Below are 24,493 nucleotides of genomic sequence, written 5' to 3'. Positions count from 1 at the left end.
CGCCACGGAACGTGAAGAACGTCGTATCACAACCGAACACCACAGCTAATGCGACCGGTTTATCGAGAACAGACTGACCGGCTGTTTTTCTGGCACGGCATCCCGTCGCAACCCCCTCAACAACCCGTCTGGCCACGCCGACAGACGGGCCTTTGGGATATCCGAAATAGCGGCCCGCCATTGCGTCACGAATTTCCGCGAATTATTGCCGGCGAGAGTCTATGCGGTACTGAATTCACCAATGTATACAGGGCTCGTTACGGCTGCATAGAGAGGAGATGACCAATGTTGGTCATCCTGGGATTCGCGATGATCGCGACGTTCCTCTACCTGATTACGACGAAGCGCATGGTGCCCGTCGCCGCCCTGATTCTCGTGCCCATCATCTTCGGGCTCCTCGTCGGCGGCGGGTTGTCGCTCAGCGACGACATCGCCAAGTCGATCGAGGACGCCGCCCCGACGGCTGCCCTGCTGTTCTTCGCCATCACTTTCTTCGGGGTCATGATCGACGTCGGTCTCTTCGATCCGCTGATCCGCGGCATCCTGCGGGTAGTGCACAACGACCCCGTCAAGGTCGTCGTGGGAACGGCACTGCTGTCCGCGATCGTGTCGCTCGACGGGGACGGCTCGACGACGTTCATCATCGTGACGTCGGCATTCCTGCCGGTCTACCTTCGCCTCGGGATGAGTCCTGTGGTGCTCACCTGCGTCACCGCCACCGCGAACGGTGTTCTGAACACCGTGCCGTGGGGTGGCTCCACCGCTCGTGCGGCGGCAGCCTTGAAGGTCTCCCCCATCGAGATCTTCGTACCGATGATCCCCGCGATCGCCGCCGGCCTGGTCGCGACCCTGTTCTTCGCCTACTTCCTCGGCCGCAGCGAGCGTCGTCGGCTGGGCACCGTGGAGCTGCGCGACGGGGTTCTGCGCAAGCACCGTGAGACCAACATGGGCACGAACGACGTCCCCGCGCCGGCCACCGCCGCGGTTACCGCTTCCAGCGGATCCGGCCGTTCTCGCCCAGACGCCTCTGTAGACCCCGGCCCCTCCCCCAGCGACGCGGCGGACACCGACGATCAGCCGCTCATCGCTTCCGATGGCCACATTCGCCGGCCCAACGCCCGCCCCGAACTGCTGTGGATCAATCTCGTTCTGACCCTCATCGTCATGACCCTGCTGGTCGCAGACACGGTCGAGCCGGCCGTCGTCTTCTTCATCGGTGTTTCCTGCGCGTTGATCCTCAACTTCCGGCAGGTGGCCGATCAGCGAGCGCAGTTGGAAGCCCACGCATCCAGCGTCGTCAACGTCGTCGGCATGGTCTTCGCTGCCACGGTGCTCACCGGCGTGCTGAGCGGCAGCGGCATGGTCAAGGCGATGGCCGACTGGCTCGTCGGCATCATCCCCGAATCCCTCGGCGGGCACTTCCCCGTCATCGCCGGTCTTCTGTCGATCCCGATGACCTTCTTCACGAGCAACGATGCCTTCTACTTCGGCATGCTGCCGGTCCTCAACGAGACCGCCTCGCACTTCGGCATCACCTCACTGGACATGGCGCGTGCTTCACTGGTCGGCCAGCCGCTGCACCAGTCCAGTCCGATCGTCGCCTCGTTCCTGCTGTTGGTGGGCCTGGCCAAGGTCGACCTCGGCGACCACCACCGCAAGGCCATCTGGCGCGCCGCGATGGTGGGGCTGATCATGCTCGGCGTCGGCGCCCTGACACTCGCCTTCCCCGTCTGAGCCCCCGCTGTGCGCACGCCCTTCTGGGGCCGGACGCGGTGGCCCTCGGGCGTCAGCGACCGGTCCAGTAGGTGCGTGTGTTGGTGAACTCGCGGATACCCGCGTCCGCCGGTTCGCGGCCATAGCCACTGCGCTTGGTACCGCCGAAGGGCAGGCGCGGATCGGAGGCGACGACAGCGTTGACGAACGCGGCACCGCTGGTGATGCGGCGGGCCACCTCGAGGCTGCGGGCGGGCTGAGCGGTCCATACGCTCAGCCCGAGGCCGAAGCTGGTGGCGTTGAGCCGTACGGCGTCGTCCTCGTCCGAGGCGACGGCGATGGCGGCCAGCGGGCCGAAGGTCTCCTCGTCGAACGCGGCCATGCCCGGTTCGGTGTCGGCCAAGACGGTCGGCTGGTAGAAGAGGCCGTCGCCCGGGAGGGGCTCGCCTCCGGTCAGCAGCCGGGCGACGCGTGCGGCGCGTTCGGCGACTGGCGTCTCCCACCTCAAGGTCGAAGAACTCACCGTCGATCTCGGCGGTGGCCTGGCCTTCGAGGATCAGGACGGACTCCTGGACGTTGTGGCTGTGCAACGGCAGTCCGTTGCCGGGCTGGAAGACGGTCTGACCGGTCGTGATGACGGTCTTCTCGGAGTTCCACCTGCCTACGTAGGGGATGGTCGCCACGCCGCCACCGCGGTCGAAGCGCTCGACCTCGTCGGGGTGGATGAGCAGGTTCGGCTCTGCGGGCTTGGTACACATGGGGTTTGCTCCGTTCGATCGCGTCAGGAGTGATGGAAAAGGCGGCAGGAGGGTGATGTTTTCTGGGACATCGGCAATGCGGCGCCCGTGGTCGTGGCGATACGGGCGAGAGAGGCCCAGGTGTCGTCGACGACGGTGATGCCTTCGGTGCGCAGCCGTTCGGCTGTGCGGATCTCCAGCTCGCCGGGGACGAAGATCTCGCTCGTGCCGGGCGCTGTCGGGGTGGACTTCGTCTCCGCGACGAGGGCCTCCATCCGCTGCCCGAACTCGGCCGGATCGGCCATGGCGCGGATGTCGACGCACATCAGCAGGTGTCCCACGCCGCTGCGGCCGGTGGACTGGTAGGGGCCGACGACCTGGGAGCCGAAGGCGCTGCCGGTCAGCACGCCGGCCAGCACGTCGAACATGAAGGAGATGGCGTAGCCCTTGTGGCCGGCCATCGGAAGGATCATGCCTTCGATGGCGCGGCGCGGGTCGGTGGTCGCCACGCCGTCGGCGTCCGCGGCCCAGCCTTCGGGGATGGAGGTGCCGCGCTCCTTGGCGGCATAGATTTTGCCGCGGGCCACGGCGGTGTTGGCGATGTCCATCACCACAGTGCCGTATCGGCCGCCGGGGGCGGCGATCGACCAGGGATTGGTGCCGATCCGCTTCTCCTTGCCGCCCCACGGGGCCATCGCCGGGCTGGCGTTGGTGGCCAGCAGGGCGACACAGCCGAGTTCGGCGGCCTTGCGGGTGAAGTAGGCGGCGGTGCCGAAGTGGCCCGAGTTGCGGACCGCTACGGCGCTGATCCCATGCTCGCGGGCCCGCTCCACACCCTCGTGGACGGCATGGGTGGTGAGGACCTGCCCCAGGCCGTCGCGCCCGTCGATGACCACCACAGCGCCGGTGTCGCTGACCACTTCCGGGGAGGCGACGGCCGCCGTGGCGCCACTGCTGATCCGGTCGAGGTACCAGGGCAGGCGCAGCATCCCATGGGACGGGTGGCCCCACAGCTCGGCCGTCACCAGCGTGTCGGCGAGCAGCCGGGCATCGGCGGCGGGCACTCCGTGAAACTCGGTGGCGGCGGTAGCAAACCGGAGCAAGTCCGCTGCTGAGACGGTATGCGGCATCTGGCAGCCTCACTTCGCGGGGGTATGTATTCACCACTGTATACAGCAACCAGGTAAAGCACAGCCCCCTGCGGGGCCCGTCAGTTTTGCGCGCGGCTGGGTGCTGAGGGTTTTCGCGCGGCTGGGCGCTGAGGGCGGCCTAGCCGAGCGCGTCTGGGGTCCTTCTGACGGATCTCCGTCAGAAGGACCCTAGGTGCACCTCGGCTCCGAACTCGGCGTACTGGCCGGTCAGGCTGTCGATCAGCGCTTGCAGCGTCTGCGCGAGGTGGTGGCGGCAGGCGGCCGACGCCGCGGGCCCGTCCCCGTCGACGATCGCCCTGACCATGGCTCGGTGCTCGTCCAGGGAGGTCAGCATCCGACGCGGCCCGCTGTGGGACAGGTGCCGCAGGCGTACGGTCTGACTGCGCAGGTCACGGATGGTGCGGGCCAGGTAGGCGTTGCGGCAGGCGGCGATGACTTCCTGATCGAAGAGCTCGGTCAGGGCATAGAAGCCCTGGAAGGACTGGGCCTGTTGCGCCTCATCCCCGGCGCGGAAGGATTCCTCGAAGTCGTCCAACCGCGTCAACAGCCGGACGAAGGGCTCTCGTACGGACTCGCGGGCCTGCCCCAGGGCTGCCACCTGCGAAGCCGCTTCCGGCTCGAGCATCATGCGGAACTCGAACAGGGAATGTACGCCGCCCATGGAGATAGCCGCCACGCGGGCCACCTCGCCCGGCACGAAGTCGACGAGACCCTCGCGAGCCAGACTCCGGATGGCCTCCCGCACCGGGGTGCGCGAGGCGCCCAGCTCCTCCCCGAGCTGGATCTCGCTCAGCTTGGCCCCCGGCCTGAGCCGCAGAGACTCGATGTCCTGCTTGAGCCGCTCGTAGACAGCTTCGCTCTTGCCAGTTGCCCGAGCCATTTCGCTCCTCGTCGCCAGGGCCGTATCTCGTTCTGTATACAGTCTATCGCCGGGGGCAATTCGGCGGGCAGGGGGAATGGGAACCGCATTATCCGGAATGGGAACCCCGTGATGAGTACGACCAGCGAGGGTCAGTCCTCGCGGCCCTCGGTGTCGTCGCCCGTTTCGGGGCCCGGCCCGCCGCCGGTGCGGTCGTCCTTGGTGCCGAGGTCCACCGGGGCGCCCATGGCCTCGGAGAGGGGCGGTCGGTTGGTGGTGGGGACCTCGTGGGGCACGACCTCGGGGTGGTGGAGGTCGAAGGCGGGGGATTCGGAGCGGATCTTCGGCAGGGTGAGGAAGTTGTGCCGGGGCGGGGGGCAGGAGGTGGCCCATTCCAGGGAGCGGCCCCATCCCCAGGGGTCGTCGAGCTCGACCCGCTTCCCGTACTTCCCGGTTTTCCACACGTTGTAGATGAACGGCAGCGTGGACAGGCCCAGGAGGAACGAGCCGATGGTGGAGACGGTGTTCAGCGCGGTGAAGCCGTCGGCGGCCAGATAGTCGACATAGCGGCGCGGCATGCCGATGACGCCGAGCCAGTGGTGGACCAGGAAGGTGGTGTGGAAGCCGACGAACAGGGTCCAGAAGTGGATCTTACCGAGGCGTTCGTCGAGCATTCTGCCGGTGAACTTGGGCCACCAGAAATAGAATCCGGCGAACATCGCGAAGACCACCGTGCCGAAGACCACGTAGTGGAAGTGGGCGACGACGAAATAGCTGTCGTGGACCTCGAAATCCAGCGGAGGCGAGGCCAGGATCACCCCGGTCAGCCCGCCGAAGAGGAAGGTGACCAGGAAGCCGATGGCCCACAGCATCGGCGTCTCGAAGGAGAGGGCGCCACGCCACATGGTTCCGATCCAGTTGAAGAACTTCACCCCGGTCGGCACCGCGATGAGGAACGTCATAAAGGAGAAGAACGGCAGGAGCACCGCTCCGGTGGCGAACATGTGGTGGGCCCACACCGTCGCGGAGAGGCCGGTGATACCGATGGTGGCGCCCACCAGACCCATATAGCCGAAGACCACCTTGCGGGAGAACACCGGAATGATTTCGGTGATGATGCCGAAGAACGGCAGGGCGATGATGTAGACCTCGGGGTGGCCGAAGAACCAGAAGAGGTGCTGCCACAGCACCGGCCCGCCGTTTGCCCCCTCGAAGACGACCGCGCCGAATTTGCGGTCCGCCTCCAGCACCAGCAGGGCGGCCGCCAGGACGGGAAAGGCGAGCAGCACCAGGATCGAGGTGAAGAGGATGTTCCAGGTGAAGATGGGCAGGCGGAACATCGTCATTCCCGGGGCGCGCATGCACACGATGGTCGTGATGAAATTGACGGCGCCCAGGATGGTCCCGAAGCCGGAGAGGGCGAGGCCCATCACCCACATGTCACCACCCACGCCCGGTGTCCGCGCCTTGCTGCTGAGCGGCGTATAGGCCGTCCAGCCGAAGTCCGCCGCGCCGCCGGGGGTGAGCAGACTGCCGATCACGATCAGCCCGCCGAAGAAGAAGAGCCAGTACGAGAGCATGTTCAGCCGGGGGAACGCGACATCCGGGGCGCCGATCTGGAGCGGCATGATCTCGTTGGCGAATCCGGCGAAGACCGGCGTGGCGAAGAACAGCAGCATCAGCGTGCCGTGCAGGGTGAAAGCCTGGTTGTACTGCTCGGGGCTGACCAATTGCAGTCCGGGGCGGGCGAGTTCGGCCCGCATGATCATGGCCAGAAGGCCGGCGATCAGAAAGAAACCGAACGCGGTCACCAGGTACAGGTGTCCGATTTTCTTGTGGTCCGTGGTGGTGAGCCAGTCGACCACGATGCTGCCGAGTTTGGTGGGTTCGGCGGGAGCTTCACTTTCGGGCTTGGTTGTCGTCGCCATGTCCGTGTCCGCTCCTCGGCCGTCTGCATGGATGGGCGGCCGGCGGAACCGGCCGACGAATTCGTTGTATCGATTCGCCCACCATTACCCGAAGCGGAATGGCAATTCGGACCCGACTCGCCGTAGAGGCCGGGTCATTCACCGGCGTCCTGCGCGCGACTCGCGGGCCGGTCTGCGCCGCCATCGCCGGATTCCCGCGCTCACGACGATGGCCACGGCGCTCAGCAGCGCCGATCTCACCCGACGCACACGTGACATCGGTTTCTCCCGTTCTCTGGGAAGAGCGCCTCGCATTCGAGCGCGTGCCGGTGCGGGGGCGTTCCGCCCTCGGCGGGCACGTTCCGCTCTCGGCGGGCGTACCCGCCTTCACGGGCGTGCCCGCCCTTCGCGGGCGTGCTCCGCTCTCCGCACCGGCTTTCGCGCCCGCAGGCTGCTATTTCCCCTTGAAGACGGCCTTCTGGACGTCGTCGGGGCCTTCGAAGCGGCCCTTCTTGACGTGGGACAGCTGGTCGACCAGTTCCCGGTCCGCTCCGTTGTCCTTCGCGCGCTCCACCAGGGAATCCCGGTCGGTCGGATAGGTGGCCCCCTTGAGCGCCTTCTGGAGCTCGGTGGGGTTGGGCTTCGCCATGACCAACGCTCCCTTCAACCTGTTCGTCGCGTGCATGGGGCCCGACCCGAGTTACCCATGGCCGGAGGACCCATTCAGATAGCTCTCCGTGAGCGGGTGAGCACTCGAGCCGGGCCGTGGACACGTGGGCGGCCGGGACGGCACCACCCCTGGCCGGTTTTGCCGCCCCAGAACGCGTACATGGGAATCCCTTTACCTTCCCGTTCGTTCCACGCATACCCCCCACGGAACTCAGACCGAACGCCCCCACACGGGACAGAGAACGATCACAGTGACAGTGAAGGAGTGAACGCCGCGATGGTGTTCAAACGAGTGCTCGGCTCCCTCGGGGTCGGTGGACCTGTCGTGGACACGATCCTGGACCGGGAGCCAGTGCGCCCCGGCGGGGTGGTGCGGGGGCATGTGCGGCTCCGGGGCGGCGGCAGCGCCTGCCATCTCGAGCACCTCGCGCTGGAGCTGGTCGCCGGGGTCGAGGCCGGGCACGGCGGCGAGGAGCACGAGGGCGGTGTGGTCTTCGACCGCCTCCGGCTCGGCGGCGGGTTCCGGCTCGACGCGAGAGAGCACAGAGACGTTCCGTTCACCATTCACATACCGTGGGAAACGCCGCTCACCGAGGTGTCCGGGCAGCCGCTGGGTGTCGTCCTGGGCGTCCGGGTCGAGCTCGCGGCGGCGGGCGCGAAGGACCACGGCGATCCGGAACCGCTGATCGTGCGCCCGCTGCCGGTCCAGGAGGCCGTGCTGGGGGCGCTGGGGCGGCTCGGCTTCGGCCTCGTCGCCGCCGACCTGCGGCTCGCCGATATCGCGGGCGCCGGGCAACGGCTCCCCTTCCATCAGGAGATCGAGCTCACTCCCGCCCCTCAGTACCTCCACGACGTGAACGAGATCGCGCTGACCCTTCTCACCGGCCCCGACGGCATGGAGGTCGTCCTGGAGGCCGACAAGCGCGGCGGGGGCTCCGGCGCCCAGGGCCGCCACACCGTGAGCCATGAGGGCCTCGAGCAGCGCGACTGGACCGGTGAGGTCGACTCCTGGATCCGGGCGCTCATCGAACCCCGCGCCACGCGTACCGCCCGCGGCGGCCGCACCGGTGCGGCCGCCGCGGGCATTGCGCGTGGCGCGGGCGTCACGGCCGGTACGGCGGCGGGCGGGGCCGTGGGCGGCGGCATGATCGCGGCCGGGCTCGGCGACGCGTTAGGGAACTTAGCGGACTTAGGGGACTTAGAGGGCCTGGGGAACTTGGAGGGCTTGGGGGGCTTGAGGGCAGAAGAGACTTAGGGGGCTCGGGGTCCGGGGAGGAGGACCGGGGCTGAGCCGTGGAGTGACGCGGAGGGCCGCGGATCGTCCCGCGGCCCTCCCCGTACGCACCGGCGAACGGCTAGGAACGACGCCCCACCGCGTCCGGGTCGTCCACCGCCTCCCGCGGCTCCTCCGCCACACCATCGCCCCCGCCCTCGACCGCCGCAGCGGCAGCGGGCTCGCGGCGCGCCGCCAGCCGGGCCGTGACCCGCCGGGCGACGGGCTCGGTCCAGCGGGCGGTGAGCGGGCCCAGGACGACCAGGATCAGGACGTACGCCGTGGCCAGCGGGCCGAGCGACGGTTCGATACCGGCGGTGACGGCGAGCCCCGCGATGACGATCGAGAACTCGCCCCGGGCCACCAGCGTGCCGCCCGCCCGCCAGCGGCCCCGGGCCGAGATCCCGGCCCGCCGCGCCGCCCAGTAGCCGGTGGCGATCTTCGTACCGGCGGTGAGGACGGCCAGCGTCAGGGCGGGCAGCAGCACCGGGGGAATGCTGGCCGGATCCGTGTGCAGACCGAAGAAGACGAAGAAGACGCCCGCGAACAGATCCCGCAGCGGGCTGAGCAGATGATGGGCGCCCTCGGCGACCTCCGCGGACAGGGCGATGCCGACCAGGAACGCGCCGACGGCCGCCGACACCTGGAGCTGCTGGGCGATCCCCGCCACCAGCAGCGTCAGCCCGAGCACCACCAGCAGCAGCTTCTCGGGGTCGTCGCTGGAGACGAAGCGGGAGATGTGCCGTCCGTAGCGGACGGCCAGGAACAGCACCAGACCGGCCACGCCGAGGGCGATGGCCAGGGTGACGCTGCCCGACGCCAGGCCCGCACCGGCCAGCAGGGCGGTGACGATCGGCAGATAGACGGCCATCGCCAGGTCCTCGAGGACGAGGATGCTGAGGATCACCGGGGTCTCGCGGTTGCCGAGCCGGCCCAGATCGCCGAGCACCTTGGCGATGACGCCGGAGGAGGAGATCCAGGTGACGCCGGCCAGCACCACGGCGGCCACCGGCCCCCACCCCAGCAGCAGGGCCATGACGGCGCCGGGCAGGGCGTTGAGCACCGCGTCGACGAGCCCGGCCGGGTACTGGGTCTTGAGATTGCTGACCAGGTCGCTGGCGGTGTACTCCAGCCCGAGCATCAGCAACAGGAGGATGACGCCGATCTCGGCGCCGGTCGCGACGAACTCCTCGCTGGCCCCCAGCGGCAGCAGCCCGCCCTCGCCGAAGGCCAGCCCGGCCAGCAGATACAGCGGGATCGGGGAGAACTGGAGCCGCCCGGCCAGCCGCCCCAGCAGCCCGAGGCCCAGGATGACCGCACCGAACTCGATCAGAAAGACAGCAGACGAATGCATGGGCTCACTCCCGCCCTAGTATCGCCGCGGCCGTCTCCACACCCTCGCGGGTGCCGATCACGATCAGCTCGTCCCCACCGGCCAGCCGGAAGTCGGGGGTCGGGGAGGGGATCGCCTCCGCCCTGCGCAGCACCGCGACGATCGAGGCGCCGGTCTCCGTCCGCATCCGCGTCTCACCCAGCACCCGGCCGTTCCAGTACGACGTGGTCGACAGTTCGATCCGCTCGGCCACCAGCCCCAGCTCGGTGGTGGACAGCAGATTCGGGCTGTGATGACTTGGCATCAGTACCCCGACGAGTGCCTCCGCTTCCCCTGGGGTCAGCCTGGTGGACAGGGCACACTCATCGGGATCCTCCTTCCGGTAAGCACTCAGCGTCCGCCCGCCGTCGCGATGCGCGATGACCGAAAGCCGCCTGCTCTCTCGTGTCGTCAGGTCGTAGCGAACCCCGATGCCGGGCAATGGCGTACTGCTCATGCGCGGAGCGCCCACAATCATCCCTCTCGTCGCTCGATTCTTGTGCCACCCTAACGAATGGCAAAGAATTGGTAATGACGGCAGGTGCGCGAGGGTGCGATGGGACGATGCCGACCGCGTATGGGTGGGGCGGCCATCGATCCACGAAGAGGATGGCGCCCAGAGGAGGGGTGGTGTCCATGATCGAGTGGAGGCGGCTCAACACCGGGATCAGGCCAGTTCCCGATCCGGTCGCCACTCCCATCATCTGGGGCGGGGCCTTCCTCGGCGCGCTGGTGCTGGTGGCGACCCTGAATTTCCTCGGCGGCCACGGCCGCCCGATGTTCGCCCTGATCGCGCTCTCGCTGCTGGCGGCCCTGCTGGGGCTGTGCGCGCGCTTCGTCGCGGCGCCCGGTACGGCGGCGCTGTGCTGGCTGTTCCTCAATGGCTTCGCCATCCCGCCCGCGGGGCGGCTCTCCTGGGCGGGCGACCGCGACGCCCGATGGCTCGCCTGCCTCATGGCGGCGGCCGTCGCGGGCACCGCGCTCGCCCGCGTCGTCAACGCCCGGGCGGGATACCGCCGCATCAGCCCGCTCGGCCGTCATCCGGGGTCGCCGAAGTGAGGGACCGGTCCACGAGCGATGCGGCCGGTCCACGAGTGAGGTGACCGGTCCACGGTCGTAGGTCCCACGGCCGTGGGAAGGCCCGGCGAGCGGCCCATGCCCCGGGGGCGGGCCGTCCCTAGGCTCGGGGCGCGGCCCGGTGATCACCGTGCCGCCGATGCGTTCCCCACGACGAAGTCGACGCGTTCCCCCACGACGAAGGAGGCACCCATGCCCGCCGACGGTCAGAGCCACATCCGCATCGCCCGCCCCTCGCGCGACCTCGCGGCGGCGGAGCGCTTCTGGTGTGCGGGGCTGGGGTTGAGCGTGGTGTACCGGGTCGAGGGCGGTGACCGGGCCGGGGAGCACGATCTGCTGATGGTGGGCTGGCCGGACGCCTCCTGGCATCTGGAGCTCGTGTCCGAAGCGGCCCACCCCGTGGAGCCCCGGCCGACCGAGGAGGACCTGCTGGTGATCTACCTCGACGAGCCGGTCCCCGAGGAGCTGGTGGACCGCCTCACCCAGCACGGCGGCACCCGCGTCACCTCCCCCAATCCGTACTGGAACGAATGGGGCGTCACCATCGAGGACCCGGACGGCTACCGCCTGGTGCTGTGCCGCCGCGGCTGGTCGAATTCCTGAGTCGGCCGCTGGGGGGATCCGACGGCTCGTGCCGCCTGCGGCGGGCTGCTCCCCTCCCTGCCCCTTCCCACAACTGGGCCTCCGCCCCCAGACCCCGGGGCCTGGGGGCGGAGGCCCCAACGCGGCCGAGCCGCATATCGATGCCGCGGGGAGGGGAGCAGAGGAGCAGCCCGCCGTGGGCGGCACGAGCCGCCGGACAGCCCTAGTGCGGCATCGTCAGGACCGCCACACCGTTGACGCGGTCGGCGGCGAGGTCGTCGAGGGCGGCGTCCGCCCGGTCGAAGGGGTACGGCGTGACCGTGGCCCTGATGCGGTGCTCGGCGGCCGCGGCGAGGAATTCGCGCCCGTCCTCCCGGGTGTTGGCCGTGACGCTGCGGACGGTGCGCTCCCGGAAGAGATGCCGCTCGTAGTCGAGTGACGGGATGTCGGTGAGGTAGATCCCGGCGATGCTCAGCGTGCCGCCCGCGTCCAGGGACTCCAGGGCGACCGGGACCAGTTCGCCCACCGGGGCGAAGAGGATGGCGGCGTCGAGCCGCTCGGGCGGACGGTCGTAGGCGTCGCTCGCGGAGGCGGCGCCGAGGTCCAGGGCGAGCGCGCGGGCGGCGGGCGAGCGGGTCAGGACGTGGACGACGGCGCCCTGGGCGATGGCGACCTGGGCGGTGAGGTGTGCCGAGCCGCCGAAGCCGTAGATGCCGAGCCGGCCGCCCGGCGGGAGGTCGGCCCGGCGCAGCGCGCGGTGGCCGATGATCCCGGCGCACAGCAGCGGGGCGAGCTCCTCGTCGCTGTATCCGGAGGGCAGCTCATAGGCGTAGGCCGCCGGTACGGTGACGTACTCGGCGTAGCCGCCGTCCGCGTCCCAGCCGGTGTACTCGGAGAACGGGCACAGGTTCTCCTGGCCCCGGAGGCAGTAGTGGCAGCGGCCGCAGGTGTGCCGCAGCCAGGGGACGCCGAGCCGGATTCCGGGGCCCGGGCCGTGCGCCCGCGAGCCCGCCGCGACGACCTCGCCGACCGCCTCGTGACCGGGGACGACGGGGCTGCGGTGCGGGGGCAGATCGCCGTCGCGGACATGCAGATCGGTGCGACACACCCCACAGGCCCGGACCCGGACCAGCAGCTCGTCCTCCGCCGGCCGCGGAACCGGCAGCTCCACCTGCTCGATCCGGCCCGGGGTGGGGACCACCCATGCCCGCATGGTCGCCGGAAGGTCGGCGTTCGCGTCCGTCACCTCGCCAACGTAACGCCGTGGGCGCCGTGGCGACCGTAAGGCACGCGTTACGGCCATGCGGCGCCAAAAAGGGAAGGGATACGACCGGAAACTGCCAACCGCGTGCGGGCGCGATCAGGCCGAGGTGCCGTCCATCGCGTTGATCAGGCTCGTGGGGCGCATATCGGTCCAGTGCTCATTGATGTAGTCCAGGCACGCCTGGCGGTCGTCCTCGCCGTGGGCGACCGTCCAGCCCGCGGGGACCTCGGCGAAGGCGGGCCACAGCGAGTGCTGCCCCTCCTCGTTGACGAGCACGAGATAGCGGCCGTCGGGGTTCTCGAAGGGGTTGCTCATCGCTGGTCTCCTCGCTCACGGTCGGCGTCGACGAGCTTGACGGTACCGGCAGGGGGCGGGCACCCGCCGTGGGGTTCCCGGGGCCTGGGGAAAAGCCTGGGATACCGAAAATGGCACCTTCCTGACGGAATTCGGGGTTCCGGGGTGCGCCTCGCCTACGGTCCGCGGCATGGTCGCGTCCGCCAGAACCGAGCCCAGGGGCTCCATGGCCATGGAGCTCACCATCGGCGACCCCGCGCTCACGGCCCGGCTGGAGCGCGGAATGGACGCCTCGGAGGAGCGGCTGCGCGCTCTCGCCGCCGAGGCCCGGGACCCTTGTGTCGCCGAAGTCGCCGGACATCTCTTCGGCCCCGGCGGCAAGCGCCTGCGCCCGCTCCTGGCGCTGGTGGGCGCGGAGTTCGGCGAGCGCGCCCCGTCCAGCGCCGGCCCGTCCGCCACCGACCCGTCCGCCACCGGTCCGGCCAACGCCGACTCGTCCGCCACCGGTCCGGCCAACGCCGATAGGTCCGCCGCCGACCCGTCCCCCGCCGTGGAGGCCGCCGCCCTGGCCGAGCTGGTGCATGTCGCCTCGCTCTACCACGACGACGTCATGGACCAGGCCCGCACCCGGCGCGGAGTCCCCAGCGTCAACGCCCGCTGGGGCAACACCACCGCCGTCCTCGCGGGCAATTGGCTGCTGTCGAAGGCGGCCCAGCTCGCCGCGGAACTCGGCCCGGCGACCATACGGTTGCAGTCCAAGGTCACCAATCGGCTGATCATGGGCCAGATACGGGAACTCGTCGGCCCCTCGGACGACGACGATCCGCTCTCCCACTACTTCACCGTGGTGGCCGGGAAGTCGGCCGCGCTCATCGCCATGGCGCTGCAACTGGGGGCGGTCCGGACGGGCGCTCCGGAGCCTGTCGTCCAGACGCTCGCCGAATACGGAGAACATCTGGGCATCGCGTTCCAGATATCCGACGACATCCTCGACATCACCTCCACCTCCGAGGTCTCCGGGAAGGAGCAGGGCAAGGATCTCGCGATCGGGGTCGCCAGCCTCCCGGTGCTGCTGGCGCTGGCCGACGAGCGGCCGGAGGCGGGTGAGTTGCGCACCCTGCTGGCCGCCGCCACCGCGGGCCCGGAGGGCGCCGGGCTGCCGAGGGCCGTCGCGCTGCTGCACCGCTGCGGGGCGCTGGCGGAGGCGCGCACGGTGATGCACGCCCGGCTGCTGCGCGCCCGGACCGCGGCGAACAGGCTGCCGGACGGCCCGGCGACCCGGGTCCTGCACGCGCTGTGCGACTTCGTGGCGCGCCGGGATCACTGACGGGCTTTCTCCGTATGGCGCCCTTACGGCTTCCGTAAGACGCCCTTACGGCGCCCGTACGGCGTCCGTACCTCTCCCCCTGACCTCCCCGGCCCGCTTCCGTCGTCAGCCCCGGTCGGCCGGTGTCCGCGTCACGACGTAATCTGAGCCCTATGGGCAGCTCACGGTCAGATGTGGTGGACGAGCCCATCGACCCCAATACCGGCCCGGCCCCGCCCGCCCGGCACAGCCCCTGGCGGGGGCAGGGCCCCGTGGTGGGTGTGGTGGCGGTGGGCGGCGCGCTCGGGGCGACGGCCCGCTACGGCGCGTCGCTGCTGTGGCCGACCCCGTCCGGCGCCTTCCCCTGGACGATCCTGCTGGTCAACGCCGTCGGCTGCGCGATCATCGGCGTCTTCCTTGCGCTGATCACCGAGATGTGGACGGCCCACCGGCTGGTACGGCCCTTCTTCGGCACCGGTGTGCTCGGCGGCTTCACCACCTTCTCGACATACGCCGTCGACTTCACCCGGCTCGTCCAGGACGGCCGTATCGCGATCGCCTTCGGCTATCTGGTGGGGACGCTCGGGGTGGCGATGGCGGCCGTATGGGCGGCCGTGGCGGCGACCCGGCGCGTCCTCGGCGCGTACGGCGGCGGCCCCGGCGGGAGGGCGGCCCGGTGACCGGCGAGCCCGCGCTGCGACTGACCGTCTTCATCGGCGAGAACGACACCTGGCACCGCAAACCGCTGTCCGCCGAGATCGTCCACCGCGCCCACCGCGCGGGGCTCGCGGGCGCGAGCGTGTTCCGCGGTGTCGAGGGGTACGGCTCCACGTCCCTGATCCACACCTCGCGGCTGCTGTCGCTCGGCGAGGATCTGCCCATGGCCGTCGTGATCATCGATACGGAGGAGCGAGTGCGGTCCTTCCTGCCCGAGCTGGAGGAGATCGTGGGTGACGGCCTCGTGGTGGTCGACCCGGTCGAGATCGTGCACCCCCGGAGGCAGGCCCGGTGAACTGGCTGCTGGTGATCGCGGGCGGGATGGTCGGCGCCCCGCTGCGCTATCTGACCGACCGGGCGGTGCAGACACGGCACGACTCGGTGTTCCCCTGGGGCACGTTCCTGGTCAATGTGGCCGGCTGTCTGGTGCTGGGCCTGCTGACCGGCGCGGCGGCGGAGGGGGCGGCGTCCCAGCGGCTGCAACTGCTGCTGGGCACGGGGCTGTGCGGGGCGCTGACGACGTATTCGACGTTCTCGTACGAGACCCTGCGGCTGGCCGAGGAGGGCGCCCGGCTCTTCGCCGTGGCGAACGTGGGCTTGAGTCTGGTGGTCGGAGTGGGCGCCGCCTTCGCGGGTGTGGGGCTGGCCCACGCGACCTGGGGCTGATCCCAACCCCCAGCGGCCTTATCGCTCACGCCACCCTGACCGCTCACGCCACCCTTACCGCTCACGCCACCCTTACCGCTCAGTCCGCCCTTCCCGCTCACTCGGCCCTTACCGCGCGCCCCTCCCCCACCCGCTACGGCAGCAGTCGTGTCGTGGTCGGCGGCAGGCCGAACTCCCCGGCGGCCGCCGTCCGCAGATGCTCCAGCATCACCCGGCGCAGCTCCCGCGCGGCCCGGGGCGGCGCGACGTCCTTACGGTGGGCGACGGCGATGGTGCGCTGCATGTCGTGGCCCGCGAACGGCGTGATCCGCAGCCCGGACCGGGCCGCCACCATCCCCGGCAGTACGGCGATGCCGAGCCCGGCCCGTACGAAGCCCAGCACCGCGTCCATCTCACCGCCCTCGACCGTGAAGGACGGCTCGAAACCGGCCGCCCGGCAGGCCGCCGTGGTGAATTCCCGCAGGTCGTAGCCGCGCCGGAACATCACCATCGGCCGGTCCCGCAGCTCCTCGACCTGGATCCGCCGGTGCCGGGTGGGCGGCGGGGACGCGGGTGAGGAGGCCACCACCAGCTCCTCCCGCAGCAGCTCGGTGGCGGCGAGCGCGGGGGCCTGGCCGAGCACCGGGGTGATGATCAGTGCGAGGTCCAGTTCGCCCGCGGAGAGCGTGCGGACCAGGTCCTGGGAACCGCCCTCGTCCACGATCAGCTCGATGCCCGGGAACTCGTCGTGGAAGCGGCGCAGCACATCGGGGACGAAGCTGGCGCACAGGCTCGGCGTGGCCCCCAGCCGCACCCGGCCGCGCCGCAACTGGGCGACCTCCTGGACCTCGCGGTGCGCGGTCTCGGTGTCGGCGAGGATCTGGCGGGCCAGTGGCAGCAGTGCCTCTCCCGCGTCGGTGAGGGCGATATTGCCGCGCGCCCGGTGGAAGAGATCGGCTCCCAGCTCCCGTTCGAGGGCGCGGATCTGCTGGGACAGCGAGGGCTGGGCGACATGCAGGAGCTCCGCGGCGCGGGTGAAGTGCCGGGTCTCCGCGACGGTGGCGAAATAACGCAGCTGATGCAACTGCACACCACGATGATAGGCACCGGCTATGGACCTCTCGCCACAGCGTGCCCAGGACGTATGGGTCTCTCCGGGGAAGTACTCGCGGGGGAGCAGGGCGCCACCCGGCGACCGGCCTCCAGGAGGGCGGCCGTCGCCGGGTGACGATGTGCGCCCTACTGGTGGGCGGCCAGCGCCCGCATCCCCGGGCTACAGGATTCCAGCAGCGAGGTGAGCTCCTCCTCGGCCAGCTTGCTCGCCGCGCCGGGCCGGCCACCGTCGAGGTGGGCGATGGACGCGTCCAGCCAGTCGCGGTGCGGTTCCACCCCGATGAACTCGGCGAGCCGGATCAGCTCCTTCTCCGGCTCCTCCAGCAGGGTCTCGTACGACAGCGCGGTGCGCTGCTCCGGCGGGACCTCGTCCAGCTTCCTCAGACCGTCGACGATCGTCTCGGACCACAGGGTGCCGAACGCGTCGATCGGGATGGGACGGTCCCACACCAGCGCCGGGTCGTAGGCGTCGCTCAGCAGCGGGGCGAGGTCAGGCGGGAGCTGGGCCGCGTGCTGCGGCGTCAGATGCCTGGGGGTCTCCAGACCGCAGTGGACGGCCATCTCCCACAGCATCGGGATCATCCGGAAGCTGAAGTGGCGGCTCATGGAGACGGCACAGTCGGGGCCCTGGCGGTAGAGGTGCACGAAGCGGGCCTCGGGGAAGGCGCGGTGCATCTCGGGTACGCGGCCGATGGACAGGCCGGTGCGCTCGACGACGGCTCCGGGGTTGCCGAACCGTGCGCCGAGGGTGGCGAAGAGGGCCGTCCAGTGGTCTGCCGGACGGCGGGTGGGCCAGGTGGTGACCTCGGCCTCCAACGCGTCGAAGAGCGCGTCGGGGTCGTCGGTCAGATGGGGCAGCACCATGACGCTGATGGCCGGGACACCGGTGGTCTCCGCGTCGAACCGCCGCTTGGGCATCCTGTGGTAGAGGAACTCGGGCGGGATGGCGCCATTTTTGATCATGCTATTGGTGACCACATTGGGCCGGGACAGAAATCCCCAGAAATCCGAACCGCTCAGCGGGGCCTCGTCCAGCACCTCCGTGTCGGGAATACTGGCGAACAATTCATTGATGCTGAGCACATCCGGATGAATATTGATGATCTGAGACAGAGCCGTCGAACCGCACCGTCCGGTGCCGACGACAAATGTCAACTTCTGGTTGACCACGCGCACTTCCTCCCGTTTCTCGCTCGGACAACTAGCCGTTTCCCTAGTGGCCGTTCCCATAGTGGCCCATGACACACCGCGGTCGATTCGGTGGCCGCGGCGATGCTAATGGATGCCTGGGGCGACGATGGCTCCGACCATCGAACAGGGGAAACGCACACAACGGGATGCGAGAGAGCGAACTCAAAGTTCAGCTACTTCCTGCACTTTTGCGCAACTTTCACATCCGACAGGGGCGTTACCTTCGGGAACCCCTCAACTACCTGCGGCGGAGCCCGATCTGAGAGTCGACTCCGGGCTTCACAACTCGACTACAGGGACGAAACCGTAATCGAACAGTTTCTCCCGTGACGAGACGGTCATCTTTTCGTACCAACAGCACTGCTAGAGTGCGCATCCACCCCATACCCGTGAACCTGGGCTGGCATGCCCAACCCGGCCGGGTGGGGCGGGGAACACACGACATGACGCAGAGCAGCGATGCCGCCGCGCAGGGTGCAGCAAGGGAAGGGACAGGGGACCCGAACAGCGGCACGGTATTTTCAACTCTCGGGGGACGATGCATTACCAGGTGCGCCATGCACGGTGATTCGCTTTCAAGACCCCCGCGCACACGGAAAATCGGGGAAGGTGTTTCGTACGTGTTGGTGGAGCGCGATCAGGAGATAGCCCGGCTCAATCGGCTCCTCTTCGAGGGCGCCCGCGAGGGAAGCCGGCTCGCCGTTATCAGCGGCGCCGTGACATCGGGAAAGACCGCACTTCTGCACACCGTGACGGATACGGCGGGCGGGCGGGGCGTCCGGGTGCTGCCCGCGGTCGCCTCCGCCTCGGAGCAGAAGTTCCCCTACGCCGTGCTCGAGCAGCTCTACCAGGGCATGCCGGCCCATGTGCAGCGCTCCCGGCCGCGCCCCGGCCTCGAGGCGCTCCGCGACCCGAACGGCCCGGACCAGGCCGAACTCCCGCTGCTCCAGGACTTCCACCGCACCCTCGACGAACTGACCGGCGACGCCCCCCTGTTGATCGCCATCGACGACGTGCAGTTCGCCGATCTTCCGTCGCTGCGCTGCCTGGCGTACGGCATCCGCCGCTGCCGCTCGGAGGCGCTGTCCGTCGTGGTGAGCCGCGGGTCGCTGACCGGCCCCGCCGCCACCGCCCTGGACGAGCTGCTGCACGAGCCGAAGGTGTGTCACGTCCGGCTCGCCCCGCTCACCGTCGCGGGCGTCTCCACGCTGCTGACCGAGGAGTTGGGCACCGAGGAGGCCGGGCGCCACGCCGCCGCGTACCACGAGCTGACCGGCGGCAACCTGCTGCTGCTGCGCGGTCTGCTGGACGACCGGTTCTCCCGCCTCACCCGCGGCCCCCTCGACCCCGCGCCCGGCACGGACGCCCCGGTGGCCGGGGAGCTGTTCCGGCAGGCGGCGCTGTCCTGCGTCTACCGCGGCGGCCCGGCCCACCGCCGGGTGGCCCACGGAGTCGCGCTGCTGGGTGACGCCACGTCCGTTCCCCTGCTGAGCAGGCTGATCGAGGTCGAGGAGCGGCTGGTCCGGCAGTCCGTCGCGCTGCTCACCGAGGTCGGGATCCTGCACGGCGGGCGGTTCCGCAGCGACGCGGTGCGCACGGTGCTCCTGGACGACCTGGAGTTGCACGAGCTCGGCCCGCTGCACCACCGGGCCGCCCGGCTGCTGTACGAGGAGGGCGCCGACCCCATCGACGTGGCCCGCCATCTGCTCAGCCACGAGGCGCCCGAGCCGGTCGAGGAGTGGATCACGCAGGCGCTGTGTGACGCGGCCGTGCACGCCATCGCGGCGGACCGCAGGGAACTGGCGATGAACTGCCTCCAGATGGCCGACCGTTACACCACCGACGAGCGCGAGGCGCTGCGGCTCCAGGCCACGATGGTGCAGGCCATGTGGCCGTTCAACCCGCTGTCCCAGATGCGGCGGCTGCAGTCGCTGGCCGGCCCGGCGGGCAGCGGGCTGCTGCCCGCCCCCGAGGCCATCCCGGTCGTCATCGGGCTGCTGGGTCTTGGCCGGATGGACGAGGCGGCCGCCGCGCTGGAGCAGGTCAGCCGGGCCGCCGCCGAGCACCCGGGCACCGAGCTGGACACCGGGCTGCGCGCCATCCGGCTCGCCCTGTCCTCCACCTATCCCGACCACCCCGAACTGTGGCCCTTCCTGGACCAGGAGGAGGCCGACGGCCCGTGGGACGCCCCGCTGTCGCCGGACCAGACCCCGGAGTCGCCCCATCTGACCGCGTTCCGCGCGCTGCGGACCGTGCTGAGCCGCGGGGTCGACGAGCGCGCCGTACGGGCCGCGGAGCGGGTGCTGGAGACCGTGCCCCTCTCGGACCGGACGATGCTGACGGTGCACGCCGCGCTCCAGACGCTGGTGTACGCCGACCGCCACGCCACCGCCACCACCTGGTGCGACCGGCTGATCGAGGAGACCTCCGAGCGCGGCGCCAAGGCGCTGCTGGCCTACTTCTGCGTGCTGCGGGCCCAGATCGCGCTGCGCGTGGGGCGGCTGCGGGACACGGTCCGGTACGCCGAGCGGGCGCTGGAGGAGCTTCCGGCGCGCGGCTGGGGCGTCACCGTCGGCATGCCGCTGGGAATGCTGATCAACGCCCACACCGCGATGGGCAACCATGACGCGGCGGCCGAACTGCTCGCCCGCCCGGTGCCGGACGAGATGTACCGCAACCGCTTCGGGCTGCACTACCTCTACGCACGGGCCCGGCACCAGCTCGCCACCGGCCGGCAGCACGCGGCCCTCACCGACTTCCGCGCCTGTGGCGAGAAGATGGCCGACTGGGGCCTGGACTCCCCCGCCACCCTGACCTGGCGGCTCGGCGCCGCCGAGACCTGGCTGACGCTGGGCGGCCAGGAGCGGGCGGCGCGGCTGGCGGAGGAGCAACTGGAGCTGGCCGGGGAGTCCTCCTCGCGCACCCGGGGCGCCGCGCTGCGGATCCTGGCCGCCACCCGGCCACGACACGAGCGCGTCGCGCTGCTGCAGCAGGCGGTGGGGGTGCTCCAGGCGAGCGGCGGCTGGTACGAGATGGCGCGGGCGCTGGCGGACCTCGCGGAGGCGCACAAGCAGCTCGGCGATCTGGACACCAGCCGGCTGATGACCCGTCGGGCCCTGCGGCTCGCGGACAGCTGCGGCGCCGACGAGCTGTCCCGCTCATTGCAGCGCACTCCGGCCCGTTCGGCCCTGTCGGAGGCGGCCCGTACCGGAGAGGATACTGCCGCCTTTTCCGAACTCTCCGATGCAGAAAGTCGAGTGGCAGCACTAGCAGCTTCCGGCTACACCAACCGCGAGATCGCCGCTAAGCTTTTCATCACGATCTCCACGGTGGAACAACACCTGACCCGTGTCTACCGGAAGATCAACATCAGCCAGCGCCGAGAACTGCCCGCGAGCCTGGATTTCGATGTCGCTTACACCGCCTGATCTCCCCGCGAAGCCACTCGGCCCCAACGAGGTTGATGCCATGACGTGCGCCACCGCGTCCGCCACGACGATGCTCGTGCCGGATTTCCCCTTTTCCTACGACAGATGGCTGTCCCATCCAGCAGGTCTGGGCGCCCTGCCTGCAGCGATGCACGGAACCGAAGTCGCCGTCATCGGCGGCGGGATGTCCGGACTGACCGCGGCCTATGAGCTTCTACGACTAGGGCTTTCCCCAGTTCTTTATGAAGCGGAGCAACTGGGCGGCCGGATGCGCTCCACGCCCTTCCCCGGTAATCCGGAATACAAGGCGGAGATGGGCGCCATGCGCTTTCCCATCGCCGCGCGATCGCTGTTCCATTACATCGATCTGCTGGGCCTGTCCACTCGTCCTTTCCCTAATCCTTTGGCACCGGCCACCGCGAGCACGCTGATCGACCTGAACGGCGGCCAGGACCGGGCGCGCACCGCAGGCGAGCTCCCGGAGGTCTACCAGGAGGTCGCCGCCGCCTGGGACAAGGCGCTCCAGGAGCGGGCCGACCTGGCCACGCTGCGGGACGCCATCCAGCGACGGGACGTCAGCACGCTGAAGACCGTATGGAACTCGCTGGTCAAGGAGTTCGACGACCAGTCCTTCTACGGCTTCCTCGCCACCTCTTCCACCTTCCAGTCGTTCCGCCACCGGGAGATCTTCGGCCAGGTGGGCTTCGGCACCGGCGGCTGGGACACCGACTTCCCCAACTCGGTGCTGGAGATCCTGCGCGTCGTGGTCACCGAGGCCGACGACAACCAGGTCGGCATAGTCGGCGGCTCCTCCCAGGTGCCTACGGGGCTGTGGGAGCACCGGCCCGAGACGCTCCGGCACTGGCCGCAGGGCACCTCGCTGGCCTCGCTGCACGGCGGCCGGCCCCGCCCCGCGGTCACCCGGCTGCGGCGGACCGCCGACGGCGTCCGGGTGACGGACGAGAGCGGCGAGGAGCGCGAGTTCCCCGCGGTGATCTACAGCCCGCATGTGTGGACGCTGCTGAACCGGGTCGACTGCGATGCGACGCTGCTGTCCACTCCGCTGTGGACGGCGGTGGAGCGCACCCACTACATGGGCGCGTCCAAGCTGTTCGTCCTGGTCGACCGGCCGTTCTGGCGGGACGCCGACCCGGTGACCGGCCACGACGCGATGAGCATGACGCTCACCGACCGGATGCCGCGCGGGGTCTATCTGTTCGACGACGGGCCCGACCGGCCCGGGGTGATGTGCCTGTCGTACACCTGGAACGACGACTCGCTGAAGGTCGCCACGCTCTCGGCCGAGGAGCGGCTGGAGACGCTGTTGACCAAGCTGGCCGCGATCTATCCGGATGTGGACATCCGGTCGCACATCATCGCGGGGCCGCTGACCGTCACCTGGGAGACCGAGCCCCGCTTCATGGGGGCCTTCAAGAACAATCTGCCCGGCCACTACCGCTATCAGCGGCGGCTGTTCACCCAGTTCATGCAGGACGGGATGGATCCGGAGCAGCAGGGCTTCTTCCTGTGCGGGGACGATGTCTCCTGGACGGCCGGCTTCGCCGAGGGAGCGGTGACCACGGCGCTGAACGCGGTGTGGGGCGTGCTCCGCCACCTCGGCGGCGCCACCCATCCGGACAACCCCGGCCCCGGTGATCTCTTCGACACCTTCGCGCCGCTGGAGCTTCCGTACGACTGACGGCCGCGGCGTCACGCACAGGGGGAGCCGCCGCGCGCCGTCGGCTCCCCCCGTCATGGCTCAGCCCCGCGCGATCTGCTCGAGTCGGCGCTTGTCCGGCTTGCCGTTGCGGTTGAGCGGGAAGTTCTCCAGCACCTCGACCCGGTTGGGCTGTTCGTAGACCGGGAGCACCTGGCAGAGCCGCTCCCGCCAGTGCTTGGCGTCCCGCAGCTCCTCGTCCTCCACGAAGAAGACCAACTGCTCGTCGCCGGCGCGGCGCTCGTCGGGGAGCGGCACGATCCGGGTGGAGATCTCGGCGAGGGCCGCCTTCCGCTCGATCAGCTCGGGGTAGAGCGTGTAGCCGGAGCGGTGCACCGCGAACTTCCGCCCCAGGACGAAGAGGTTGTCGTGCTCGTCGAGGTAGCCAAGGTCGCCGGTGGACTGCCAGCCGGTGGGCACGGCGTCGATGGTGCCGTCCGCGGCGAGGTGGCCCTCGAGCGCGTCCGGGGTGTCGACCTCGATCTCGCCAGCCTCACCGGGGGCGGCCGGGTGGCCGTCCTCGTCGACGACGCGCAGCTTGATGCCGTCCATGGCCCGGCCGCAGGAGACCGGGTTCTCCAGGGTGGCGAAGGCGATGTTGCCCAGCTCGGTGCTGCCGTAGCTGTCCAGCAGCGGCAGTCCGAATTCGGCCACATAGCGCTCGGAGAGCGCGCCGTCCAGCGGCGCGGCGCCCGAGCAGAACATCCGGACGCCCTCCAACTGGGCCCGCAGTGACGGCTTCCGGCCGACCAGGTTGAGCATGGTGCGGTAGCTGGACGGAGTGGCGTCGATCACCGTGGCGCCGGTCCGTCCGGCCATCTGGACGGCCCGGTCCAGGCGCTTGTACGGGGCGATCACCAGCGAGCAGCGGGTGAGCCAGGCGATGAGCACCATGGACAGCCCGTACTGGTGGGCGAAGGGCAGCAGCGGCAGCAGTACGTCGTCCGGCCGGTGCCCGACCTGGGCGGCGTTGCGCTCCAGGTTGGTGAGGAACTTACGGCCGGACTTCACGGCGCCCTTGGGCTCGCCGGTGGAGCCGGAGGTCCACATGATCAGGCCGTCGCGCCGGTCGGCCCAGGCGTCGAAGTCCAGCTTCCGGTGCTCAAGCGGGCGCCCGGCGGCCGGGGCGATCAGCTCGTAGAGGTTCACCGTACGGATGTCGTCGTGGATCGGGGCGTCGTCGTCCACGAAGGCGATCGCGGCGCCGGTGCGCCCGGCGATCCGCCGGGTCTCGTCCGGGTGCTCCTGCTGGTCGATCAGGACGATGGAGGCTCCCACGTGCATGAGCGCGAACAGCACGCTCACGTAGGCGGCGGAGTTGCCCGCCTTGAAGATGACGCGGTCGCCGTGGGCCACCCCGTGCTCGCGGATCACATCGGCGACGCGCAGCGCGTCCAGCTCGAAGTCGGCCAGGGTCTGCACCGAGTCGAGCGCGTAGATCTTCGCGGTCATCGAACGTACTCTTTCCTTTTCGCTCA

The 24,493-nt window shown here is 69.9% G+C and carries 22 protein-coding genes; 10 read left to right on the top strand and 12 right to left on the bottom strand.

Features of this window, described 5'->3' with window-relative positions; all coding sequences use genetic code 11:
- Window positions 1–285 precede the first annotated feature (285 nt).
- A complete protein-coding gene (locus tag ACZ6TD_RS30505; RefSeq protein ID WP_471343300.1) occupies window positions 286–1,734 on the top strand; it encodes a CitMHS family transporter in 1,449 nt (482 codons plus the stop codon).
- A 52-nt stretch (window positions 1,735–1,786) separates the two neighbouring features.
- Here ACZ6TD_RS30505 and ACZ6TD_RS30500 read toward each other — a convergent pair whose 3' ends face one another.
- The 5 genes from ACZ6TD_RS30500 to ACZ6TD_RS30480 all read right to left on the bottom strand — a co-directional run bounded on the left by ACZ6TD_RS30500 (window position 1,787) and on the right by ACZ6TD_RS30480 (window position 7,016).
- The gene (locus ACZ6TD_RS30500) at window positions 1,787–2,221 is read right to left on the bottom strand and encodes an aldehyde dehydrogenase family protein (RefSeq protein ID WP_471343299.1); all 435 of its coding nucleotides are present in this window, start codon (window positions 2,219–2,221) and stop codon (window positions 1,787–1,789) included.
- Between the two features lie 273 nt (window positions 2,222–2,494).
- Entirely contained in the window at window positions 2,495–3,553 is a 1,059-nt protein-coding gene (locus tag ACZ6TD_RS30495) for an Ldh family oxidoreductase (protein ID WP_471343297.1), read from the bottom strand.
- A 205-nt stretch (window positions 3,554–3,758) separates the two neighbouring features.
- The gene (locus ACZ6TD_RS30490) at window positions 3,759–4,481 is read right to left on the bottom strand and encodes a GntR family transcriptional regulator (protein WP_471343294.1); all 723 of its coding nucleotides are present in this window, start codon (window positions 4,479–4,481) and stop codon (window positions 3,759–3,761) included.
- 131 nt (window positions 4,482–4,612) lie between these two features.
- Window positions 4,613–6,388, bottom strand: a complete 1,776-nt coding sequence (ctaD, locus tag ACZ6TD_RS30485; protein ID WP_471343293.1) for an aa3-type cytochrome oxidase subunit I — start codon at window positions 6,386–6,388, stop codon at window positions 4,613–4,615.
- Between the two features lie 433 nt (window positions 6,389–6,821).
- A complete protein-coding gene (locus tag ACZ6TD_RS30480; RefSeq protein ID WP_470005686.1) occupies window positions 6,822–7,016 on the bottom strand; it encodes a DUF2795 domain-containing protein in 195 nt (64 codons plus the stop codon).
- A gap of 297 nt (window positions 7,017–7,313) precedes the next feature.
- Between ACZ6TD_RS30480 and ACZ6TD_RS30475 the strand changes: the two genes are divergently transcribed.
- Entirely contained in the window at window positions 7,314–8,291 is a 978-nt protein-coding gene (locus ACZ6TD_RS30475; protein WP_471358180.1) for a sporulation protein, read from the top strand.
- A gap of 100 nt (window positions 8,292–8,391) precedes the next feature.
- On the opposite strand, the gene ACZ6TD_RS30470 is transcribed toward ACZ6TD_RS30475, so the two are convergent.
- Window positions 8,392–9,663 (bottom strand): cation:proton antiporter, encoded by a 1,272-nt coding sequence (locus ACZ6TD_RS30470; RefSeq protein ID WP_471343292.1) that lies wholly within the window; start codon window positions 9,661–9,663, stop codon window positions 8,392–8,394.
- Between the two features lie 4 nt (window positions 9,664–9,667).
- Window positions 9,668–10,138, bottom strand: a complete 471-nt coding sequence (locus ACZ6TD_RS30465; protein WP_191068929.1) for a cation:proton antiporter regulatory subunit — start codon at window positions 10,136–10,138, stop codon at window positions 9,668–9,670.
- Window positions 10,139–10,317: 179 nt separating this feature from the next.
- Between ACZ6TD_RS30465 and ACZ6TD_RS30460 the strand changes: the two genes are divergently transcribed.
- A complete protein-coding gene (locus ACZ6TD_RS30460; RefSeq protein ID WP_471343291.1) occupies window positions 10,318–10,740 on the top strand; it encodes a hypothetical protein in 423 nt (140 codons plus the stop codon).
- A 210-nt stretch (window positions 10,741–10,950) separates the two neighbouring features.
- Window positions 10,951–11,361 carry a VOC family protein gene (locus ACZ6TD_RS30455; protein ID WP_471343289.1) on the top strand — a complete coding sequence of 137 codons (411 nt, stop codon included), beginning with the start codon at window positions 10,951–10,953 and terminating at the stop codon, window positions 11,359–11,361.
- 202 nt (window positions 11,362–11,563) lie between these two features.
- Here ACZ6TD_RS30455 and ACZ6TD_RS30450 read toward each other — a convergent pair whose 3' ends face one another.
- Both ACZ6TD_RS30450 and ACZ6TD_RS30445 read right to left on the bottom strand, forming a co-directional pair.
- A complete protein-coding gene (locus ACZ6TD_RS30450; RefSeq protein ID WP_471358177.1) occupies window positions 11,564–12,553 on the bottom strand; it encodes a zinc-binding alcohol dehydrogenase family protein in 990 nt (329 codons plus the stop codon).
- Window positions 12,554–12,700: 147 nt separating this feature from the next.
- Window positions 12,701–12,919 (bottom strand): MbtH family protein, encoded by a 219-nt coding sequence (locus tag ACZ6TD_RS30445; protein ID WP_452872526.1) that lies wholly within the window; start codon window positions 12,917–12,919, stop codon window positions 12,701–12,703.
- A gap of 169 nt (window positions 12,920–13,088) precedes the next feature.
- Between ACZ6TD_RS30445 and ACZ6TD_RS30440 the strand changes: the two genes are divergently transcribed.
- From ACZ6TD_RS30440 to crcB (ACZ6TD_RS30425), 4 genes are all read left to right on the top strand, one after another.
- Window positions 13,089–14,225, top strand: a complete 1,137-nt coding sequence (locus tag ACZ6TD_RS30440; protein WP_471343287.1) for a polyprenyl synthetase family protein — start codon at window positions 13,089–13,091, stop codon at window positions 14,223–14,225.
- Between the two features lie 152 nt (window positions 14,226–14,377).
- Window positions 14,378–14,884: a fluoride efflux transporter CrcB gene (gene crcB, locus ACZ6TD_RS30435; protein WP_471343285.1), complete on the top strand. Its 507-nt coding sequence runs from the start codon at window positions 14,378–14,380 to the stop codon at window positions 14,882–14,884.
- Complete coding sequence (locus ACZ6TD_RS30430; RefSeq protein ID WP_471343282.1) at window positions 14,881–15,216, top strand: DUF190 domain-containing protein; 336 nt, start codon at window positions 14,881–14,883, stop codon at window positions 15,214–15,216. Before crcB (ACZ6TD_RS30435) ends, ACZ6TD_RS30430 begins: the two co-directional genes overlap by 4 nt.
- Window positions 15,213–15,587, top strand: coding sequence for a fluoride efflux transporter CrcB (gene crcB / locus ACZ6TD_RS30425; protein ID WP_471343280.1), 375 nt, complete (start codon window positions 15,213–15,215; stop codon window positions 15,585–15,587). Before ACZ6TD_RS30430 ends, crcB (ACZ6TD_RS30425) begins: the two co-directional genes overlap by 4 nt.
- Before the next feature lie 133 nt (window positions 15,588–15,720).
- On the opposite strand, the gene ACZ6TD_RS30420 is transcribed toward crcB (ACZ6TD_RS30425), so the two are convergent.
- Together ACZ6TD_RS30420 and ACZ6TD_RS30415 are read right to left on the bottom strand one after the other, a co-directional pair.
- Window positions 15,721–16,656, bottom strand: a complete 936-nt coding sequence (locus tag ACZ6TD_RS30420; RefSeq protein ID WP_471343278.1) for a LysR family transcriptional regulator — start codon at window positions 16,654–16,656, stop codon at window positions 15,721–15,723.
- 149 nt (window positions 16,657–16,805) lie between these two features.
- A complete protein-coding gene (locus ACZ6TD_RS30415; protein ID WP_471343276.1) occupies window positions 16,806–17,909 on the bottom strand; it encodes a sulfotransferase family protein in 1,104 nt (367 codons plus the stop codon).
- 587 nt (window positions 17,910–18,496) lie between these two features.
- On the opposite strand from ACZ6TD_RS30415, the gene ACZ6TD_RS30410 reads away from it, so the two are divergent.
- Together ACZ6TD_RS30410 and ACZ6TD_RS30405 are read left to right on the top strand one after the other, a co-directional pair.
- Window positions 18,497–21,298: a helix-turn-helix transcriptional regulator gene (locus tag ACZ6TD_RS30410; RefSeq protein WP_471358174.1), complete on the top strand. Its 2,802-nt coding sequence runs from the start codon at window positions 18,497–18,499 to the stop codon at window positions 21,296–21,298.
- Between the two features lie 40 nt (window positions 21,299–21,338).
- On the top strand, window positions 21,339–22,997 hold the full coding sequence (locus tag ACZ6TD_RS30405; RefSeq protein ID WP_471343274.1) for a flavin monoamine oxidase family protein: 1,659 nt from the start codon (window positions 21,339–21,341) through the stop codon (window positions 22,995–22,997).
- A gap of 60 nt (window positions 22,998–23,057) precedes the next feature.
- On the opposite strand, the gene ACZ6TD_RS30400 is transcribed toward ACZ6TD_RS30405, so the two are convergent.
- Complete coding sequence (locus ACZ6TD_RS30400; RefSeq protein WP_471343273.1) at window positions 23,058–24,467, bottom strand: class I adenylate-forming enzyme family protein; 1,410 nt, start codon at window positions 24,465–24,467, stop codon at window positions 23,058–23,060.
- Window positions 24,468–24,493 lie beyond the last annotated feature (26 nt).

The organism is Streptomyces yongxingensis (assembly GCF_055597465.1).
Note: the sequence above shows the minus strand (reverse complement) of the source record. Positions and strands in the feature narration are given on the sequence as shown.

What these genes read in the sequence shown, in the direction of transcription:
- ACZ6TD_RS30440 (WP_471343287.1), top strand. Translation starts at nt 13,089, where the DNA reads ATGGTCGCGTCCGCCAGAACCGAGCCCAGGGGCTCCATGGCCATGGAG.
- ACZ6TD_RS30475 (WP_471358180.1), top strand. Translation starts at nt 7,314, where the DNA reads ATGGTGTTCAAACGAGTGCTCGGCTCCCTCGGGGTCGGTGGACCTGTC.
- ACZ6TD_RS30400 (WP_471343273.1), bottom strand. Translation starts at nt 24,467, where the DNA reads ATGACCGCGAAGATCTACGCGCTCGACTCGGTGCAGACCCTGGCCGAC.
- ACZ6TD_RS30470 (WP_471343292.1), bottom strand. Translation starts at nt 9,663, where the DNA reads ATGCATTCGTCTGCTGTCTTTCTGATCGAGTTCGGTGCGGTCATCCTG.
- ACZ6TD_RS30445 (WP_452872526.1), bottom strand. Translation starts at nt 12,919, where the DNA reads ATGAGCAACCCCTTCGAGAACCCCGACGGCCGCTATCTCGTGCTCGTC.
- ACZ6TD_RS30490 (WP_471343294.1), bottom strand. Translation starts at nt 4,481, where the DNA reads ATGGCTCGGGCAACTGGCAAGAGCGAAGCTGTCTACGAGCGGCTCAAG.
- ACZ6TD_RS30465 (WP_191068929.1), bottom strand. Translation starts at nt 10,138, where the DNA reads ATGAGCAGTACGCCATTGCCCGGCATCGGGGTTCGCTACGACCTGACG.
- ACZ6TD_RS30405 (WP_471343274.1), top strand. Translation starts at nt 21,339, where the DNA reads ATGACGTGCGCCACCGCGTCCGCCACGACGATGCTCGTGCCGGATTTC.
- ACZ6TD_RS30415 (WP_471343276.1), bottom strand. Translation starts at nt 17,909, where the DNA reads ATGGGAACGGCCACTAGGGAAACGGCTAGTTGTCCGAGCGAGAAACGG.
- ACZ6TD_RS30455 (WP_471343289.1), top strand. Translation starts at nt 10,951, where the DNA reads ATGCCCGCCGACGGTCAGAGCCACATCCGCATCGCCCGCCCCTCGCGC.
- ACZ6TD_RS30460 (WP_471343291.1), top strand. Translation starts at nt 10,318, where the DNA reads ATGATCGAGTGGAGGCGGCTCAACACCGGGATCAGGCCAGTTCCCGAT.
- crcB (WP_471343285.1), top strand. Translation starts at nt 14,378, where the DNA reads ATGGGCAGCTCACGGTCAGATGTGGTGGACGAGCCCATCGACCCCAAT.
- ACZ6TD_RS30505 (WP_471343300.1), top strand. Translation starts at nt 286, where the DNA reads ATGTTGGTCATCCTGGGATTCGCGATGATCGCGACGTTCCTCTACCTG.
- ACZ6TD_RS30480 (WP_470005686.1), bottom strand. Translation starts at nt 7,016, where the DNA reads ATGGCGAAGCCCAACCCCACCGAGCTCCAGAAGGCGCTCAAGGGGGCC.
- ctaD (WP_471343293.1), bottom strand. Translation starts at nt 6,388, where the DNA reads ATGGCGACGACAACCAAGCCCGAAAGTGAAGCTCCCGCCGAACCCACC.
- ACZ6TD_RS30450 (WP_471358177.1), bottom strand. Translation starts at nt 12,553, where the DNA reads ATGCGGGCATGGGTGGTCCCCACCCCGGGCCGGATCGAGCAGGTGGAG.